This window comes from Nocardioides albus (genome assembly GCF_014648255.1).
Classification (GTDB): Bacteria; Actinomycetota; Actinomycetes; order Propionibacteriales; family Nocardioidaceae; genus Nocardioides; species Nocardioides albus.
In genome coordinates this window covers 13,338-28,909 of sequence record NZ_BMQT01000006.1, presented here as the reverse complement: position 1 = coordinate 28,909, position 15,572 = coordinate 13,338, and the positions used below count along the sequence as shown (strand labels likewise).

Below are 15,572 nucleotides of genomic sequence, written 5' to 3'. Positions count from 1 at the left end.
GCAGCATGCTCGCCGAAGCTCTCGAGCACCTCGTCCGAGGAGTCGTCGACAACCCGGACGAGGTGAGCGTGCGCGACAAGCAGCTTCGTCGCGGCTCCGTCCTCGAGGTCCGGGTCCACCCCGACGACCTCGGCAAGGTGATCGGCCGCGGTGGCCGCACCGCCACCGCGTTCCGCACGGTTGTCTCCGCGCTCGCCGGCAAGGGCGGCGCGCGGATCGACTTCGTCGACGTCGACGGCGGTCGCTGAGCACCGGCTGCACCAGCTCACAACGGGCGCCACTCCTTCGGGGGTGGCGCCCGTTGCTCGTTTTCGGGGTGCCGTGCCGCGTGTAACACGTCGTTCGTGGGTCTACTCGCCTGTTATAACGACCGGATAGACCCACAAACAGCGTGTTACACGGAGCCTGGCCGCCCCCACCGAGGAGTTCAGCCCGACGTACGCCACCCTCTAGGCTCACCTCGTGGAGTTGATCGAGGTGCTGGTCGGACGGATCGGCAAGCCGCATGGGATCCGAGGATTCGTGACGGTCGAGGTGCGCACCGACGAGCCTGATCGGCGGTTCGCCGAGGGGACGGTGCTGCGGGCGCAGCCGCCGAAGGGATCTGCGTACGCTGCGAAGCAGCTGACCGTGGAGGGTGCCCGTTGGCACGGGCAGGTGCTCCAGATCGCCTTCGAGGAGATCACCGACCGCAACGAGGCCGAGGCCGCTCGCGGCACGCTGCTCTTCGCCGACGTCCCGGCCGAGGAGACTCCCGAGGACCCTGACGAGTACTACGACCATCAGCTCGTCGGCCTGACCGCCTTCGACGAGGAGGGCCGTGAGCTGGGCACGGTGAAGGCGCTGGTCCACGGCGGCGCCCAGGACCTGCTGACGATCCGTACCCCTGACCGGCGCGACGCGCTGGTGCCGTTCGTGAAGGCGCTGGTCCCGGTCGTCGACCTCGACGAGAAGAAGGTCGTCATCGCCGACCGTCCAGGCCTGGTCACGCCGTTCCCCGAGAACGACGAGGACGAGGACGACACGAAGTGAGGCTCGACTACCTCACCATCTTCCCCGACTACCTCGCACCGCTCCGGCTGAGCCTGCCGGGCAAGGCGATCGAGTCGGGGCTGCTGGAGATGCACGTCCACGACGTACGCGACTGGGCCCATGACCGCCACCGCACCGTCGACGACACGCCCTATGGCGGTGGCGCCGGGATGGTGATGAAGCCGGAGCCATTCGGTGAGGCCTTCGACGAGCTGGCGATCGACGGGGCGACCGTGATCGTGACGACGCCGAGCGGTGAGCCGTTCACCCAGGCGCTGGCCCGGGAGCTGTCGACACGGAAGAGGCTGGTCTTCCTGCTCGGTCGCTACGAGGGCATCGACCAGCGCGTGCTCGACCACGCCGCCACCCGCGCCGAGGTCCGCGAGATCTCCCTGGGCGACTACGTGCTCAACGGGGGAGAGGTCGCCGCGATGGCGATCACCGAGGCCGTCGTACGCCTGCTCCCCGGGTTCATGGGCAACGCCGAGTCGCTGGTCGAGGAGTCCCACGAGGACGGTCTGCTGGAGTACCCGGTCTACACCAAGCCCGCCTCCTGGCGTGACCTCGAGGTCCCGAAGGTCCTGCTCAGCGGCGACCACAAGCGCATCGCGCAGTGGCGCCACGAGCAGGCCGTGACCCGGACCTCCGTACGCCGCCCCGACCTGCTCCACGCCTCCCAGGCAGCCGGGCTGAGCGAGGGGGAGAGGTGGGAGATCGTGCCCGCCGTACGCGCCGACGTCCCCGAGCTGCACGTCCTGCAGCTCGCCTGCTGGGTCCAGGAGATGCACGACAACCCCGGCGTCGAGATCCCGCCGCTGCACGAGTCGCTGGACGACACCGTTCGTGCGCTGGAGACCCACGACGTCTACGTGGTCCGCTCCGCCGGGCGGCTGGTCGGCTCGGTCCGTGGCCGGCTGATGGACGACGTCTGGGAGATCGGACGGCTGATGACCGCCCCGGACATACAGGGACGAGGGCTCGGTCGCCAGCTGCTCGAGCACATCCAGGCGGTCGCCCCGGCAGGCACCAGGACGCTTCGGCTCTTCACCGGCGCCAGGAGCGAGCGCAACCACCGGATCTACAAGAAGGCCGGCTTCCGACTGCGCCGCGACCTGGAGGCCCCGCCGGGCGCCGTCATCCTGACGAAGACCCACGGAGCTCGCCGGTAGCGGAACGGCAACCGCCAACACTGTTACTTTCCTGTAACACCAGACATCGGTCCCTGAAACGAAGCATCGCGACGATTCCGGGCAATGCGTACGACGAGCGACGTGGCTCGCGTGACGCCACCGCCCAGTCCCGAGACTTCTATGAGGCACTGAATGTCTGTCGAACTAGCATGGCAACTCCTGTGCGCGGCCCTGGTCATCTTCATGACCCCCGGCCTCGCGTTCTTCTATGGCGGTCTGGTGAAGGCCAAGTCCGTCGTCTCGATGATGATGCTGAGCTTCGGCTCGATGGCCGTCGTCACGATCCTGTACGTCCTCTACGGCGGCACCGGTATCGCCGGCAACGGCACCAGCGGCGGCAGCAAGCTGTTCGGCAACCCGTTCGAGGACTTCGGGATGACCGATCTGGTCGCCTCCGCGGGCAGCGGTGAGGCCGGCAACCTCTTCGGTGGACACGCCTTCCTGGTCGCCTTCTGCATCATCACCGTGGCCCTGGTCTCGGGTGCGGTCGCCGACCGTGCTCGGTTCTGGCCGTGGATGATCTTCGCGGTCTTCTTCGCCACCTTCGTGGTCTTCCCGACCTTCCGCTGGATCTGGGGCGTGGACGCCGACGGCAACTTCTACGGTTGGCTCGCCAACAACGTCTACGGCCTCGGGGGCTCCCTCGACTGGGCCGGTGGCACCGTGATCCACCAGTCCGCAGGCGCCGCGGCGATGGCGCTGGCGCTCGTGCTCGGCCGGCGCAAGGTCGGCTTCTCCAAGGAGGAGACGGTCGCTCACAACGTACCGCTCGTGCTGATCGGCACGGCGATCCTGTGGTTCGGCTGGTTCGGCTTCAACACCGGCGTCTTCGGCGCCGACGAGGGCCAGACCTCGCTGATCTTCCTCAACACCCTCATCGCCCCGGCCGCCGGTCTGATCGGCTGGATCGTCGTCGAGCAGTTCAAGGACGGCAAGCCTACCGCCGTCGGTGCCGCGTCCGGCATCGTCACCGGTCTGGTCGCGATCACCCCGGCCTGTGCGTTCGTGAGCCCGGTCTGGGCCCTCGTCCTCGGGCTCGTCGCCGGTGCCGTCTGCTCGCTGGCCGTGGAGCTCAAGTTCAAGCTCGGCTTCGACGACACCCTCGACGTGGTCGGCATCCACCTCGTCGCAGGGTTCATCGGCTGCGTGTGGGTCGGCATCTTCGGCATCGAGGCGCTCACCGGCGGCAGCCTGGTCTTCGGCGGCAGCTTCAAGCTGCTCGGCGCCCAGATCCTCTCCTCGCTCACCGTGATCGCTTTCTCGTTCGTGGTCGCCTTCGTCATCGGGATGGCGATCGAGAAGACCATCGGATTCCGGGCCAAGGAGGAGGACGAGGTCGCCGGTATCGACACCGTTCTGCACGAGCCGGGCTACTCCGAGCTCGGCTGATCGACTCCTTCACGCACGAGGCCCGCTCCGGTTCGCCGGGGCGGGCCTCGCGGCGTACGGGCGGGATGTTCGCCGAGGCGACGGCCCGAGCCTGTCGAAGGGTGCCTCGCTGAGTGCTCACTTGCTTCACCGAGTTACCTCAGTGAACAGGGCTGGCCGTTCACCGAGTTACCTCGGTGAACATCCCCCGCTCAGCGGGGCCCGTAGGGCAGCTGCCTCGCCTGGTGCTGGATGCGCGCGCTGAGGTCCTCCACCTCGGCCAGCACCGCGGGCGCGACCCATACAGGGGAGCGGCGGGTGCGCTTGATGGGGGAGAGGATCCTGGCCTGCTCCAGCCGGTCGATCGTCTCCTGGGCGTGCTCGAGCCCGAGTCGCTCCACGACGAGATCGGCGTTGAGGATCGGTTCTTCGGTGAGCAGATCGAGAAGACGGTACGCAGCAGACCCCGGCCGTGGGTCGCCGGCCGCCTCGCCCCAGCCGCGCCGGATCCGCTCCAGGGCCTCGGCGGTCTTCCACGACTCGGTCGTGGCGATGGTCGTCGAGGCGGCGAGCATGGCGATGATCGTGGACGCGGTGCCTGCCCGGTAGCCGTTGAGCGCGGCGAAGTAGCGGTCGCGATGGGCGACGAGTGCCGAGGCGATCGGCACGGCGAGGTGGCGTGAGGCACGGCGCCGGCGCAGCACCGCGTGGATGAGAGCACGGCCGATGCGGCCGTTGCCGTCGATGAAGGGATGGATCGACTCGAACTGGGCATGCACGATCGCCGCCTGCGCGATGGGAGCGAGATCGTCGCGGTTCGCGAACGCGACCAGGTCCTCGATGTAGTCGACGACCGTCTCGGGCGGGGGCGGCACGTGGAGGGTGTCCCGGGGCGCGTAGTCGGAGCCGCCGACCCAGTTCTGAACGGTGCGGAACCGGCCCGCTCCGGCCGCCTCGTCGGGGTGGCGGCCGAACAGGTCGCCGTGAGCGCGCAAGATCGCGTCGGAGGTGATCTTGCGGGTGGTGTCGGCCTCCCGGATCAGTCGCTCCATCGCCTGGGTCGCGGAGGCCATCGAGACCGCCGAGGCGTTGGCTCCGATCCCCAGCAGGGCTCGTCCGTAGTCGGCCAGACTGGCCTCGACGTGTTCGATCTTGGAGGAGTCGATCGCCTCGGTGCGCAGCTGGAGATGGTTGAGGCCGGCCATCGTCCGCCCGTGGACGAGGTCGAGGTGGCGGAGCGCGCCTGCGCTGGCCGTCGTCATCGCCGCCACCGGCCGCTCCAGCGCCAGATCGAGCTCGGCGATGTGCGGAGGCAGCGCGACCGTCACCTCGCGGAGCATCCGGTCCGCCCGCGGTCCGCGCGGGATCCTTTGCCGGTAGGGTCGCGTCACGTAGGTGTGCGGCGCCCAGTCGGTGTCGGTCACGGGGGCATCCTCGCACGGGCGCCGAGGCGCTGCGTACGTCTTCGCGCTCTGCCCGGTTACTGGCTCGCTCGGTCGTCTCCGCACTGCGCGCGGTTACTCCCTCGCCTCGATTCTCGGCGGTCCACGGCGCTGTGGCAGACTTGTGGGCCGGTCCAGTCGGCCGAAAGCACGCTCCGAAGAAGGCACCCGGAGGTGTCGCGCTGGGTTCCTGCCACAGGGGGAGCCGTGCGCCGCCGGCCAGTGCGGCTGGACCACCGCCAAAGATCGCCCTGACCAGGGCATTGATGACCGCGATCGGCCTGTGGCGAGCGTGAGGAGAAAAGATGAGCAACGTACTTGCTGAGGTCGGCAACGCCGCCAAGCGCGACGACCTGCCGGAGTTCCGCGCCGGTGACACCGTCAAGGTGCACGTCAAGGTCGTCGAGGGCAACCGGTCCCGCGTCCAGGTCTTCCAGGGCGTCGTGATCCGCGTCCACGGGTCCGGCATCGGCCGCACCTTCACCGTCCGCAAGGTCTCCTTCGGCGTGGGTGTCGAGCGCACCTTCCCGCTGCACTCGCCGATCTTCGAGCAGATCGAGGTCGTCACCCGTGGTGACGTCCGTCGCGCGAAGCTCTACTACCTGCGCAACCTGCGTGGCAAGAAGGCGAAGATCAAGGAGCGCCGCGAGGCGTGAGTCGGGATGTCTGAGGTTCCTGAGCATTGCGAGTCGATGAGGCTCGTTATGGAGGGAGTCTCTAGACTCACCGCGTGACTTCGAACGACCGCGATCCTTCCGTCGGCGTCGGGCCCCAGGCCCGCTGGGACGGGCCCGAGACAGGGGGATCGCGGTCGTTCTCGTCTTCGCCCCAGGCTCCTCGCTGGGCCTCCGAGCCGCCGGGCCCCGGTAACGGTCCGCGCCGTGAGGAGGAGTCCAAGCCGCGCCTGTCCGCCTGGCAGGAAGGCATCGTCCTGGTCGTGCTGGCCGTGCTGGTCGCGATCATCGTGAAGGCACTGTTCGTCCAGGCCTTCTACATCCCCTCCGAGTCGATGGAGCCGGGGCTGCAGGGTGGTCCGTCGGTGGCGACCGACGACCGGGTGCTTGTCGAGAAGCCGTCCTATTGGCTCTCGGGCACGCCTCAGCGCGGTGACGTCGTGGTCTTCTCCGACCCCGGCTCCTGGCTCGGCGTCGAGGAGTCGGCCGGCCCCGACAACCTGCTCGGCAAGGGTCTCGCCGTGATCGGTCTCTACCCCGAGGGCGGCCACTTGGTGAAGCGCGTGATCGGCGTTCCCGGCGACGTCATCGAGTGCTGCGACAAGCAGGGTCGGCTGATCGTCAACGGGGTTCCGATCGAGGAGCCGTACGCTCGGCCGTCCCAGACCAAGTGCGGCCGCCCCAACAAGGAGGGCGAGTGCTTCGGGCCGATGCCCGGCACCCGCCACTGGGAGGTCGGTCCGGTGCCCGAGGGGTCGCTGTTCGTGATGGGCGACAACCGGGCCAACTCCGCCGACTCGACCGTGCACATGTGCACCGCCAACGAGACCGACTGCGCGATGATCCCCTGGGTTCCGGAGGAGAACGTGGTCGGCAAGGTCGTCGCGCTGGGCTGGCCGCTGGACCGGGCGAAGTGGATCCACCGCCCCGAGAGCTTCGAGGACGTGCCGGCACAGTGAGCAGTGCGCCTACCCTGCGAGTCGAGCGGTCCATGCTGCGCGATGGCATCACCCATCTCGGTGCCGTCGACGAGGTGGGGCGTGGAGCGCTCTGCGGGCCGGTCTCGATCGGGATCGTGGTGATCTCCGCGGCGACCCGCACGGCACCCCAGGGCGTACGCGACTCCAAGCTGCTCACGCCCGAGGCCCGCGAGATGCTCGCGCCGAAGGTGCGCCGCTGGGCGGTCGACTCCGCGGTCGGGCACGCGCTGGCCTCCGAGATCGACGAGGTCGGGATCATGGCCGCGATGCGGCTGGCCGGACAGCGAGCGTTGGGTGCCCTGGACGTACGTCCCGACGCGCTGCTGCTCGACGGCAACCACAACTATCTGACCCCACCGGTGCAGGAGGGCCTCTTCGGCGAGGTCTCCGCGATGGTGGAGGAGGTCGAGGTGCCGCCGGTGACGACGATGATCAAGGCCGACATGAAGTGTGCCGCCGTCGCCGCAGCCTCGATCCTGGCGAAGACCTCGCGCGACGCGCTGATGGTGGCGCTGCACGAGGAGTATCCCGACTACGCGTGGGCCGACAACAAGGGCTATTCGGCGCCTGCTCACATCGCCGCGCTCGAGCGCCTCGGACCCTCGGCGTACCACCGGCGCTCGTGGAGTCTTCCCGGTTCTACGCGGGAACTGGCTCTAGAGTCGTGACATGAGCGAGCGCGAGCGAGCGGCGGCATGAGCGCGGAGGATCTCGAGAAGTACGAGACCGAGATGGAGCTGACCCTCTACCGCGAGTACCGCGACGTGGTCGGCATCTTCAAGTACGTCGTCGAGACCGACCGCCGCTTCTATCTGTGCAACCAGGTCGACGTGCGGGCGCGTACGGACTCGGGGGACGTCTACTTCGAGGTGTCGATGAACGACGTCTGGGTGTGGGACATGTATCGGCCGGCCCGGTTCGCGAAGGCGGTCAAGGTGCTCACCTTCAAGGACGTGAACGTGGAGACGCTCAACCCGACCGACATCGACGAGCCGCTGGACTGACCTCGGGCCAGTTGCCGTCCACAGGGCGATCTCGATCCTGGGTTATCCCCAGGCGTCCTGGAACCGGCTCGAATTGTCGGTCCTCCCGATGAGTGTGGACCTCGAAGCCGAATGGCAGGAGGTCCATGATGAGTTCAACGGCACCGGCGCGGATCGCGCTGGGAAGCTACGGCGAATCGGTCGCCGAGAGATATCTGGTCGAGGCGGGCATGATCGTGCTCGATCGCAACTGGCGGTGCGCCGAGGGAGAGATCGACCTGGTCCTCCGCGAGGAGGACACGCTCGTCGTCTGCGAGGTGAAGACCCGCAGCCATGACGGGTGCGGGACACCGCACGAGGCAGTGGACAAGACCAAGCTCGACCGCCTGAAGCGGTTGGGGATGGCCTGGCTGCAGCAGCACGATGTGCAAGCCCCCGGGATCCGGATAGATCTCGTCGCGGTCATGCACGCCCCTCGAGGCTCGGCGCTGGTCGAGCACGTCAGGGGGCTGTGATGGGATACGCACGAGCCCATGGCGTCGCGCTTCGCGGCGCGGTCGGCCATCTGGTCGATGTGCAGGCAGATGTCTCGCCCGGTCTGGTGGGGGTCACCCTGGTCGGCCGTGCCGACAGCGTGCTGGCCGAGGGTCGCGACCGGGTGCGGATGGCGATCATCAACTCCGAGCTCGAGTGGCCGGCGACGAAGCGGATCACGGTGCTGCTCTCGCCGGCCGACCTTCCCAAGGGCGGCTCGCACTACGACCTCGCGATGGCGCTGGCGATCCTCGCGGCCAGCGGTGAGATCGAGACGATCGGTCTCGAACGTACGGTCTTCATCGGCGAGCTGGCGCTCGACGGTGGGCTGCGACCGACCTCGGGGGTGCTTCCGATGGTGCTCGCCGCCTCGCACGCCGGGATCGCGCGAGTCGTCGTGCCGGAGCCACAGGTCGCCGAGGCGACGATGGTCCCCGGCATGGAGGTCCTGGGTTTCCGCTCCCTCGGTCAGGTGGTCGCAGAGCTGCGGGGAGAGCCGGTGCCCGATGCGCCACCGGTCGCGACCGGCACCGGCGGCAGCCTGCTCGGCTGGCGAGGCGACCGCAGGCTCGACGACATCGACATGTCCGACCTTCGCGGGATGCCGGAGACCCGTTATGCGGTCGAGGTCGCGGCCGCCGGTGGACATCACCTGCTGCTCAAAGGACCGAAGGGCTGCGGCAAGACCTCGATCGCCGAGCGGATCCCGACGATCCTGCCCGACCTGTCTCGGGAGGAGTCGCTCGAGGTGATGGCGGTGCAGTCGCTGGCCGGGGTGCTCGATGTGGACCGGGGGCTCCTGACGCGGCCTCCGTTCGCGGCTCCGCATCATGACGCCTCCAAACCTGGCATCGTCGGTGGCGGCAGCGGCCGGGTCCGTCCGGGGCAGGTCTCGCTCTCCCACGCTGGCGTCCTCTTCCTCGACGAGTTCCCGTTGTTCAAGAGCGACGTCATCGAATGCCTGCGCGAGCCGCTGGAGAGCGGCGACATCACCGTCTCCCGCGGTGAGGAGTCGGTGACCCTTCCCGCGCGTGCCCTGGTCGTCCTCGCCGCCAACCCGTGCCCGTGTGGCAACTACGACGCCTCGATCACCAAGGACGGCTGCATCTGCCGGTCCAACGAGCGACAGGCCTATGCGCGCAAGGTCTCCGGCCCGATCACCGACCGCATCGACATCAGCCGCACGCTGCGACCGATGTCGGAGCAGAACCATGACCCCTGGGGCTCGGAGGCCAGCGCGGACATCCGCGAACGCGTCGCGGAGGCCCGGCGTCGCCAGCGCGAGCGTTACGCCGACTTCGGGTGGCGGCTCAACGGTCAGGCCAGCGGGATCGCGCTGCGCGACAACTGGCCGTTGCCGCCGTCGGCCGAAGCGCTGATCGACTCACGCATCTTCTCGGGCGCCCTGACCCGTCGCGGCGCGGTGCGGGTGCATCGCCTCGCCTGGACGGTGGCCGACTTGGCCGGCATCGACTGGCCGGGAGTCGCCGAGACCGAGACGGCGCTCGCGCTGCGCAGCGGCGGTTCGCTCACGGTCGCGACCTACGAGGGGAGGTCGGCATGACCGCGGCGTCTGTCGCTCCGACCTTCACCGACCTCGAGCGCGAGCGCCTGTCCCGGATCGCGCTGACGCAGCTGGTCGAGCCCGGCACCCCGTTGCTCGACAGCTGCATGGTCGGAGCCACCGCGACCGAGGTGTACCGACGCTTCGCCGAGGAGGACCCCGACCTCGGCGAGGACGGACTCGAAGCGAGAGCGCGACTGGCCCAGATCCACCCTGACCGCGACCTGGAGCGGGCGACCAACGCCGGGTTCCGCTACGTCATCCCCGGCGACGAGGAGTGGCCCGCCCAGGTCGAGCGGCTCGCCGGGCAGGAGCCTCTTCAACACCGCACCGGCACCCCTCTCGGGCTGTGGGTGCGGGGCCCGCTCCTGCTCAGCGATCTCGACCGATCGGTCGCCATCGTCGGGTCCCGCGAGGCGACAGCCTATGGTGCCGACGCCGCGGCGCGGATCGCCGCAGACCTTGCGGTCAACGACTTCGTGACCGTCTCAGGGGCGGCGGTCGGCATCGATGCCGCCGCGCACCGCGGCGCCCTCACCGGCCCGCCTGGGAGCACCGTCGCGGTGCTCGCGGGCGGTGTGGACGTGCCCTATCCGTTGCGCAACCGGCGCCTCATCGACGCCATCGCCGAGAGCGGAGCGGTGATCTCGGAGATCGCGCCCGGGTTCCCGGTGACCCGTTACCGATTCCTCTCCCGCAACCGGATCATCGCCGCTCTCGCCCGGGGCACCGTGGTCGTCGAGGCGGCCGCGCGCAGCGGGTCACTCAACACCTCCCACTGGGCCTACAGCATCAACACACCTGTGATGGCGGTGCCGGGCCAGGTGGGGGCGGTGACCTCTGTCGGGACTCACGACCTCGTGCGGACTGGCAAGGGTGTCCTGGTGACCGACGGTCTCGACGTACGCGAGCTCGTCGGAGACTCCGGCGAGGCACTCACCACCGAGCCGCGAGGCCCCGTACGCCGCCGCGACTCGCTCACCTCCATCGAGAAGCAGGTGCTCGACGCGGTCCCGGTGACCAGACCCTCGTCCCAGCTCGACATCGCCAGGTCGGCGTGTCTGCATCCGAAGACCGCAGGCACCGCGTTGACCCGACTCGAGGCGCTCGGCCTCGCCGAACGCTTCCCCGAGGGCTGGCAGCTGGCGCCGGGCGCGGCTCGCACCTGAGACCCGGTGCAACATCTACTCTGGCTCGGGTGAGCGCTGATCCGGAGGTCGACCAGGAGGGTGGAGCCGCGGAAGCGGATCTTCCCGAGGTCTACGCCGCTCTGCTGGGGGACTACGAGCGACACCTCAGCGCCGAGCGCGGTCTCTCCGACCACACGGTCAGGGCATATCTGGGCGACGTGCGCAGCCTGCTCGACCATGCCGAGAGGATGGGCCGCGCCAGTCCAGAGGCGATCGACCTGCGCACGCTGCGCAGCTGGCTGGCCAAGCAGCAGACCACCGGCCGCTCACGGACGACCCTGGCGCGGCGGGCCACCGCGGCCCGGGTCTTCTGCGCCTGGCTCGTGCGCACCGGCCGGGCGCAGGTCGACGCCGGTGCCGCCCTCGGTTCGCCGAAGGCCCATCGCACGCTCCCGGCCGTACTCCGCCCCGACGAGGTCGAATCCCTCATCACTGCCGCCATCGCAGCCGCCGAGGACGGCACCGCAGTCGGGATACGCGACATCGCCGTGCTGGAGATGCTCTACGCGACCGGCGCCCGGGTAGGCGAGCTCGTCGGCCTCGACCTGGACGACGTCGACTACGAACGACGGGTCGTGCGGGTGCTCGGCAAGGGCCGCAAGGAGCGGATGGTGCCCTTCGGTGGCCCCGCGGTGCGGGCGCTCGATCGATGGGTCGTCCGCGGTCGCCCACAGCTGCTGACCGATTCTTCCGGCCCCGCGCTGTTCCTCGGTGCCCGCGGCGGCCGCCTCGACCAGCGCGCGGTACGCACCCTCGTCCACCGACGCCTTGCCGACGTCCCCGGCGCCCCCGACCTCGGTCCCCACGGACTCCGCCACAGCACGGCCACCCACCTTCTCGAGGGTGGCGCCGACCTCCGCTCGGTCCAGGAGCTCCTCGGCCACGCCAGCTTGGCCACCACCCAGATCTACACCCACGTCAGCAGCGATCGGCTCCGCAAGGCCTACCGTCAGGCCCACCCCCGCGCCTGACCCGTCGAATCGGTGGAAGCGGCGGGCCGAATGTGTCGCTGGGGCCTACGCCAGATCACGTACGCAGCCCACGCCCTCGCGCGGACGCCAGGACCCCGCGCCTCGGCGAGGGTGAGGACATGTCCAAGAGGTCGACGAACGGCAAGCCGGCGCGGCTGCGTCCTGGCGTACGCAAAGGAGTGCTCGTGCTCCACCTCCTCGGAGTGGGAGCGTGGATCGGCATCGATGTGGTGGTCGGCATCCTGGCCGCGGTCGCCACAGGATCGGGAGACGCCGCCGATCGCGGGCTGGCGCTGCAGGTGATCGGCACGTATCTCGCGGGGCCGATGCTCGCCGCTGGGGTGATCGTGCTGGTGACCGGGCTGGTGCTCGGTTGGGGTACGAAGTGGGGACTGGTGCGGTTCTGGTGGGTCGCGGTGAAGCTGGTCGCCAACGTGCTGCTGGTCGCGCTGATCGTCTTCCTGCTGATGCCAGGCATGGCAGAGGTGCGGTCCATCGGCGAAGCAATGGTCGCGACCGGTGAGCTGACCGGAGACGTGAGCACTCTGCGGTTTCCCCCGGCGGTCTCGCTGACCGTCCTGACGGTCGCGGTCGTGCTCTCGGTCTACAAACCCTGGGGACGCACGTGGTTCAGAGAACGCGCCTACCGGACCGGGTCTCCCCGCCAGAGGGGGAGGAGCCGGACCGGACGCGGTGCATCGACGAGCAGCAGCGGGTCGAGATAGACGTCGTCGGCGTTGCGGATCCAGCCCCAGTGCAGACAGGCGGCCGGGAAGCAGTGAGAACCGGCGACACCGAGCCGACCCAGCGGGGCGCCGGCCGCCACCGGATCACCGACCGCCACCGTGGCCACGACCGGCTCGTAGGTCGTCCGCGAGGAATCGTGGTCGACGCTCACCACCGGCCTGCCGGCGATGACCCCGACGAAGGCGACCTTCCCAGCCATCGCGGCGCGAACCACCCCGCCCGGCGATCCGACCAGGTCCACACCGCGGTGGCCGGCACCCCACGGAGCATCTGGAGGGTCGAAGCGCCGCACTATCTCCGGTTGTGGCGCCAACGGCCATTCGCCCCGGGGGACCTCATCAGACGGACCGACCGGGCTCGGACCCCCGCCGTGACCCTCTGCCCCACCCAACGAGGCGCCGGACGGCGCCACCTCGGCACGTGGTGAACCGAGGGCTGGGCCTGTCGGGGCGATGAGGACGACGAGGAACAGGGCCGCGACGAGGGCGCGGGCCCGGTCGGAAAGGTGAAACGAGGTCATGGCGAGCAGACAACCCCGGATCGACGACCTGCACAACGGGCTTCGCGCGCCCTGTGGATAACTCGGGCGCGAGATACCCCTGTGGACACTGACCGGCCCGGACCAGAGCCGGCCACGGCGGATTGGCCCGAGACGCCGGTCGGCGGCTAGTCTTGGACCGGCAGCCCCCTGTGGGCTGACTTCGCACGCCAGCAGACCGCGACGGTGCCTCGCTCCGAGACCCCGATCGCCCGCGGGCGCGGCCCTCAGTCCCGAGCAGCACGCTCAGGTCGGACCGCGTGCAGGCGTCAGGGCCCATCACCACCGATGGGCGCGAAACTGAAAACCGACCGGCTCGCGCCAACACCCGCCCGACCTCGAGAAACGCAAGGTCGAGCCACCAGCGGTGCACACGTGAGCCACCACCTAGGAGAAAAAACATCATGGCAGTCGTGACCATGCGCCAGCTCCTCGAGAGCGGCGTCCACTTCGGACACCAGACCCGTCGCTGGAACCCGAAGATGAAGCGGTTCATCCTCACGGACCGCAACGGCATCTACATCATCGACCTGCAGCAGTCGCTGGCCTACATCGACCGCAGCTACGCCTTCATCAAGGAGACCGTGGCCAAGGGCGGCACGATCATGTTCGTGGGCACCAAGAAGCAGGCCCAGGAGGCCATCGCCGAGCAGGCGACGCGCGTCGGGATGCCCTACGTCAACCAGCGCTGGCTGGGCGGCATGCTCACCAACTTCCAGACCGTGCACCAGCGGATCAACCGCCTCAAGGAGCTCGACGAGGTCAACTTCGACGACGTCGCCGGCTCGGGCCGCACGAAGAAGGAGCTCCTGCAGATGAAGCGGGAGCGCGACAAGCTCGAGAAGACCCTTGGCGGCATCCGCGAGATGGGTCGCACCCCGTCCGCCGTCTGGATCGTCGACACCAAGAAGGAGCACCTCGCTGTCGAGGAGGCTCGCAAGCTCAGGATCCCGATCGTCGGCATCCTGGACACGAACTGCGACCCCGACGAGGTCGACTTCCCGATCCCGGGCAACGACGACGCCATCCGCGCGGTCGGCCTGCTGACCCGCGTGGTCGCCGACGCCGTCGCCGAGGGCCTCATCGCCCGCTCCGGTGGCAAGACCGAGGGCACCGAGAGCGCCACCGCCGAGGAGCCCCTGGCCGAGTGGGAGCGCGAGCTCCTGGCGACCTCCGGCACCGAGACCGCCGAGGCCGGGGTCGAGACCCCGACCGAGGCTGCTGAGGTCGCCGAGGCCACCGCCGCGGAGACCGCCGAGACCGAGGCCGCCGAGGCGCCCGCCGAGACTGAGTCGACCGAGGCCCCCGAGGCCGAGAAGGCTGAGACCCCCGAGGCCCCGGCCGAGGCCTGAGCCTCATCGTCCACCCAAGAGCCACTTAACAAGTCAGAGGAAGACACGCATGGCTTACACCGCTGCCGACGTCAAGAAGCTCCGCGAGCTGACCCAGGCCGGCATGATGGACTGCAAGAAGGCGCTCGACGAGGCTGACGGCAACTTCGACAAGGCAGTCGAGATCCTTCGCGTCAAGGGCACGGCCAAGGCCGCCGCCCGCGCCGCGGAGCGCACCACCTCGGCCGGCCTCGTCGCCGCCTCCGGCAACGCGCTGGTCAGCCTCCTCTCGGAGACCGACTTCGTCGCCAAGAACGAGGGCTTCGTCGCTGCTGCCCAGCAGATCGCCGAGGCTGCCGACGCCAACAAGACGAACGACCTCGAGGCCCTCAAGGCCATCTCGCTCGGCGACAAGACCGTCGGTGAGACCGTCGAGGAGCTCGCCCGCACCATCGGCGAGAAGATCGAGCTCGGCCAGGTGGCCTACTTCGAGGGTGAGACCACGGTCTACCTGCACAAGAAGGCCTCCGACCTGCCGCCGAGCCTCGGCGTCATGGTCGCCTACGAGGGTGACGAGGCGGCTGCGAAGCAGGCCGCTCAGCAGGCTGCCGCTCTCAAGGCGCAGTACCTCACCTCCGACGAGGTCCCGGCCGACGTGGTCGAGGCTGAGAAGGACGTCCTCACGAAGAAGACGCTCGAGGAGGGCAAGCCCGAGGCTGCCGTCGCCAAGATCGTCGAGGGTCGGATCAAGGCCTTCTTCAAGGAGATCGTCCTCCTCGACCAGGAGTCGGTCTTCGAGTCGAAGAAGTCCGTCAAGCAGGTCCTCGACGCCGCCAACACGCAGGTGAAGCAGTTCGCCCGCTTCGACGTCGGCGCCTGACCAGAGCCTGGCCCGCGCACACAGTGCGCGATCAGTTAGGTTGAGCAGCAACGTACGACGAAAGGAGCCGGTCCGATGATCCGTCTGGTCATCATCGGACCGGCTCTTTCGTACACAGACATGGGCACGACCCCGCACGACGTCGCCC

General features: G+C 69.1%; 17 protein-coding genes and 1 pseudogene. 16 read left to right on the top strand and 2 right to left on the bottom strand.

The window, feature by feature from the left end:
* Positions 1-5 precede the first annotated feature (5 nt).
* The 5 genes and pseudogenes from IEY84_RS13615 to IEY84_RS13600 all read left to right on the top strand — a co-directional run bounded on the left by IEY84_RS13615 (position 6) and on the right by IEY84_RS13600 (position 3,611).
* Positions 6-248 carry an RNA-binding protein gene (locus IEY84_RS13615; protein WP_183546413.1) on the top strand — a complete coding sequence of 81 codons (243 nt, stop codon included), beginning with the start codon at positions 6-8 and terminating at the stop codon, positions 246-248.
* A 214-nt stretch (positions 249-462) separates the two neighbouring features.
* Positions 463-1,032 carry a ribosome maturation factor RimM gene (rimM, locus tag IEY84_RS13610; protein WP_229788658.1) on the top strand — a complete coding sequence of 190 codons (570 nt, stop codon included), beginning with the start codon at positions 463-465 and terminating at the stop codon, positions 1,030-1,032.
* Positions 1,029-1,697: pseudogene (gene trmD / locus IEY84_RS26945) on the top strand (tRNA (guanosine(37)-N1)-methyltransferase TrmD); the annotation flags it as partial. The gene rimM and the pseudogene trmD, both read left to right, overlap by 4 nt.
* A 117-nt stretch (positions 1,698-1,814) precedes the next feature.
* The gene (locus tag IEY84_RS26940) at positions 1,815-2,201 is read left to right on the top strand and encodes a GNAT family N-acetyltransferase (protein WP_260173753.1); all 387 of its coding nucleotides are present in this window, start codon (positions 1,815-1,817) and stop codon (positions 2,199-2,201) included.
* Between the two features lie 153 nt (positions 2,202-2,354).
* Complete coding sequence (locus IEY84_RS13600) at positions 2,355-3,611, top strand: ammonium transporter (protein ID WP_183546409.1); 1,257 nt, start codon at positions 2,355-2,357, stop codon at positions 3,609-3,611.
* Positions 3,612-3,802: 191 nt separating this feature from the next.
* Here IEY84_RS13600 and IEY84_RS13595 read toward each other — a convergent pair whose 3' ends face one another.
* A complete protein-coding gene (locus tag IEY84_RS13595; protein WP_183546407.1) occupies positions 3,803-5,014 on the bottom strand; it encodes a Fic family protein in 1,212 nt (403 codons plus the stop codon).
* Positions 5,015-5,337: 323 nt separating this feature from the next.
* Between IEY84_RS13595 and rplS the strand changes: the two genes are divergently transcribed.
* The 9 genes from rplS (at position 5,338) to IEY84_RS13550 (ending at position 12,653) form a co-directional block, all read left to right on the top strand.
* A complete protein-coding gene (gene rplS / locus IEY84_RS13590) occupies positions 5,338-5,688 on the top strand; it encodes a 50S ribosomal protein L19 (protein ID WP_183546405.1) in 351 nt (116 codons plus the stop codon).
* A gap of 74 nt (positions 5,689-5,762) precedes the next feature.
* Positions 5,763-6,665 (top strand): signal peptidase I, encoded by a 903-nt coding sequence (lepB, locus tag IEY84_RS13585; protein WP_183546403.1) that lies wholly within the window; start codon positions 5,763-5,765, stop codon positions 6,663-6,665.
* Positions 6,662-7,354: a ribonuclease HII gene (gene rnhB, locus IEY84_RS13580; protein ID WP_229788656.1), complete on the top strand. Its 693-nt coding sequence runs from the start codon at positions 6,662-6,664 to the stop codon at positions 7,352-7,354. Before lepB ends, rnhB begins: the two co-directional genes overlap by 4 nt.
* Before the next feature lie 27 nt (positions 7,355-7,381).
* A complete protein-coding gene (locus tag IEY84_RS13575) occupies positions 7,382-7,690 on the top strand; it encodes a DUF2469 domain-containing protein (protein WP_179657015.1) in 309 nt (102 codons plus the stop codon).
* Between the two features lie 128 nt (positions 7,691-7,818).
* Positions 7,819-8,184, top strand: coding sequence for a YraN family protein (locus IEY84_RS13570; protein WP_183546401.1), 366 nt, complete (start codon positions 7,819-7,821; stop codon positions 8,182-8,184).
* Positions 8,184-9,767 (top strand): YifB family Mg chelatase-like AAA ATPase, encoded by a 1,584-nt coding sequence (locus tag IEY84_RS13565; protein ID WP_183546399.1) that lies wholly within the window; start codon positions 8,184-8,186, stop codon positions 9,765-9,767. Before IEY84_RS13570 ends, IEY84_RS13565 begins: the two co-directional genes overlap by 1 nt.
* A complete protein-coding gene (gene dprA / locus IEY84_RS13560; RefSeq protein ID WP_183546397.1) occupies positions 9,764-10,936 on the top strand; it encodes a DNA-processing protein DprA in 1,173 nt (390 codons plus the stop codon). Before IEY84_RS13565 ends, dprA begins: the two co-directional genes overlap by 4 nt.
* Before the next feature lie 29 nt (positions 10,937-10,965).
* A complete protein-coding gene (locus IEY84_RS13555) occupies positions 10,966-11,928 on the top strand; it encodes a tyrosine recombinase XerC (protein ID WP_183546395.1) in 963 nt (320 codons plus the stop codon).
* 119 nt (positions 11,929-12,047) lie between these two features.
* Positions 12,048-12,653: a hypothetical protein gene (locus tag IEY84_RS13550; protein WP_183546393.1), complete on the top strand. Its 606-nt coding sequence runs from the start codon at positions 12,048-12,050 to the stop codon at positions 12,651-12,653.
* Here the strand turns inward: IEY84_RS13550 and IEY84_RS13545 are convergent.
* Complete coding sequence (locus tag IEY84_RS13545; protein ID WP_183546391.1) at positions 12,572-13,195, bottom strand: peptidoglycan DD-metalloendopeptidase family protein; 624 nt, start codon at positions 13,193-13,195, stop codon at positions 12,572-12,574. The two genes, IEY84_RS13550 and IEY84_RS13545, sit on opposite strands and share 82 nt — an antisense overlap.
* Positions 13,196-13,617: 422 nt before the next feature.
* On the opposite strand from IEY84_RS13545, the gene rpsB reads away from it, so the two are divergent.
* On the top strand, positions 13,618-14,565 hold the full coding sequence (gene rpsB, locus IEY84_RS13540) for a 30S ribosomal protein S2 (RefSeq protein WP_183546389.1): 948 nt from the start codon (positions 13,618-13,620) through the stop codon (positions 14,563-14,565).
* Between the two features lie 49 nt (positions 14,566-14,614).
* On the top strand, positions 14,615-15,424 hold the full coding sequence (gene tsf / locus IEY84_RS13535) for a translation elongation factor Ts (RefSeq protein WP_183546387.1): 810 nt from the start codon (positions 14,615-14,617) through the stop codon (positions 15,422-15,424).
* Positions 15,425-15,572: the final 148 nt, after the last annotated feature.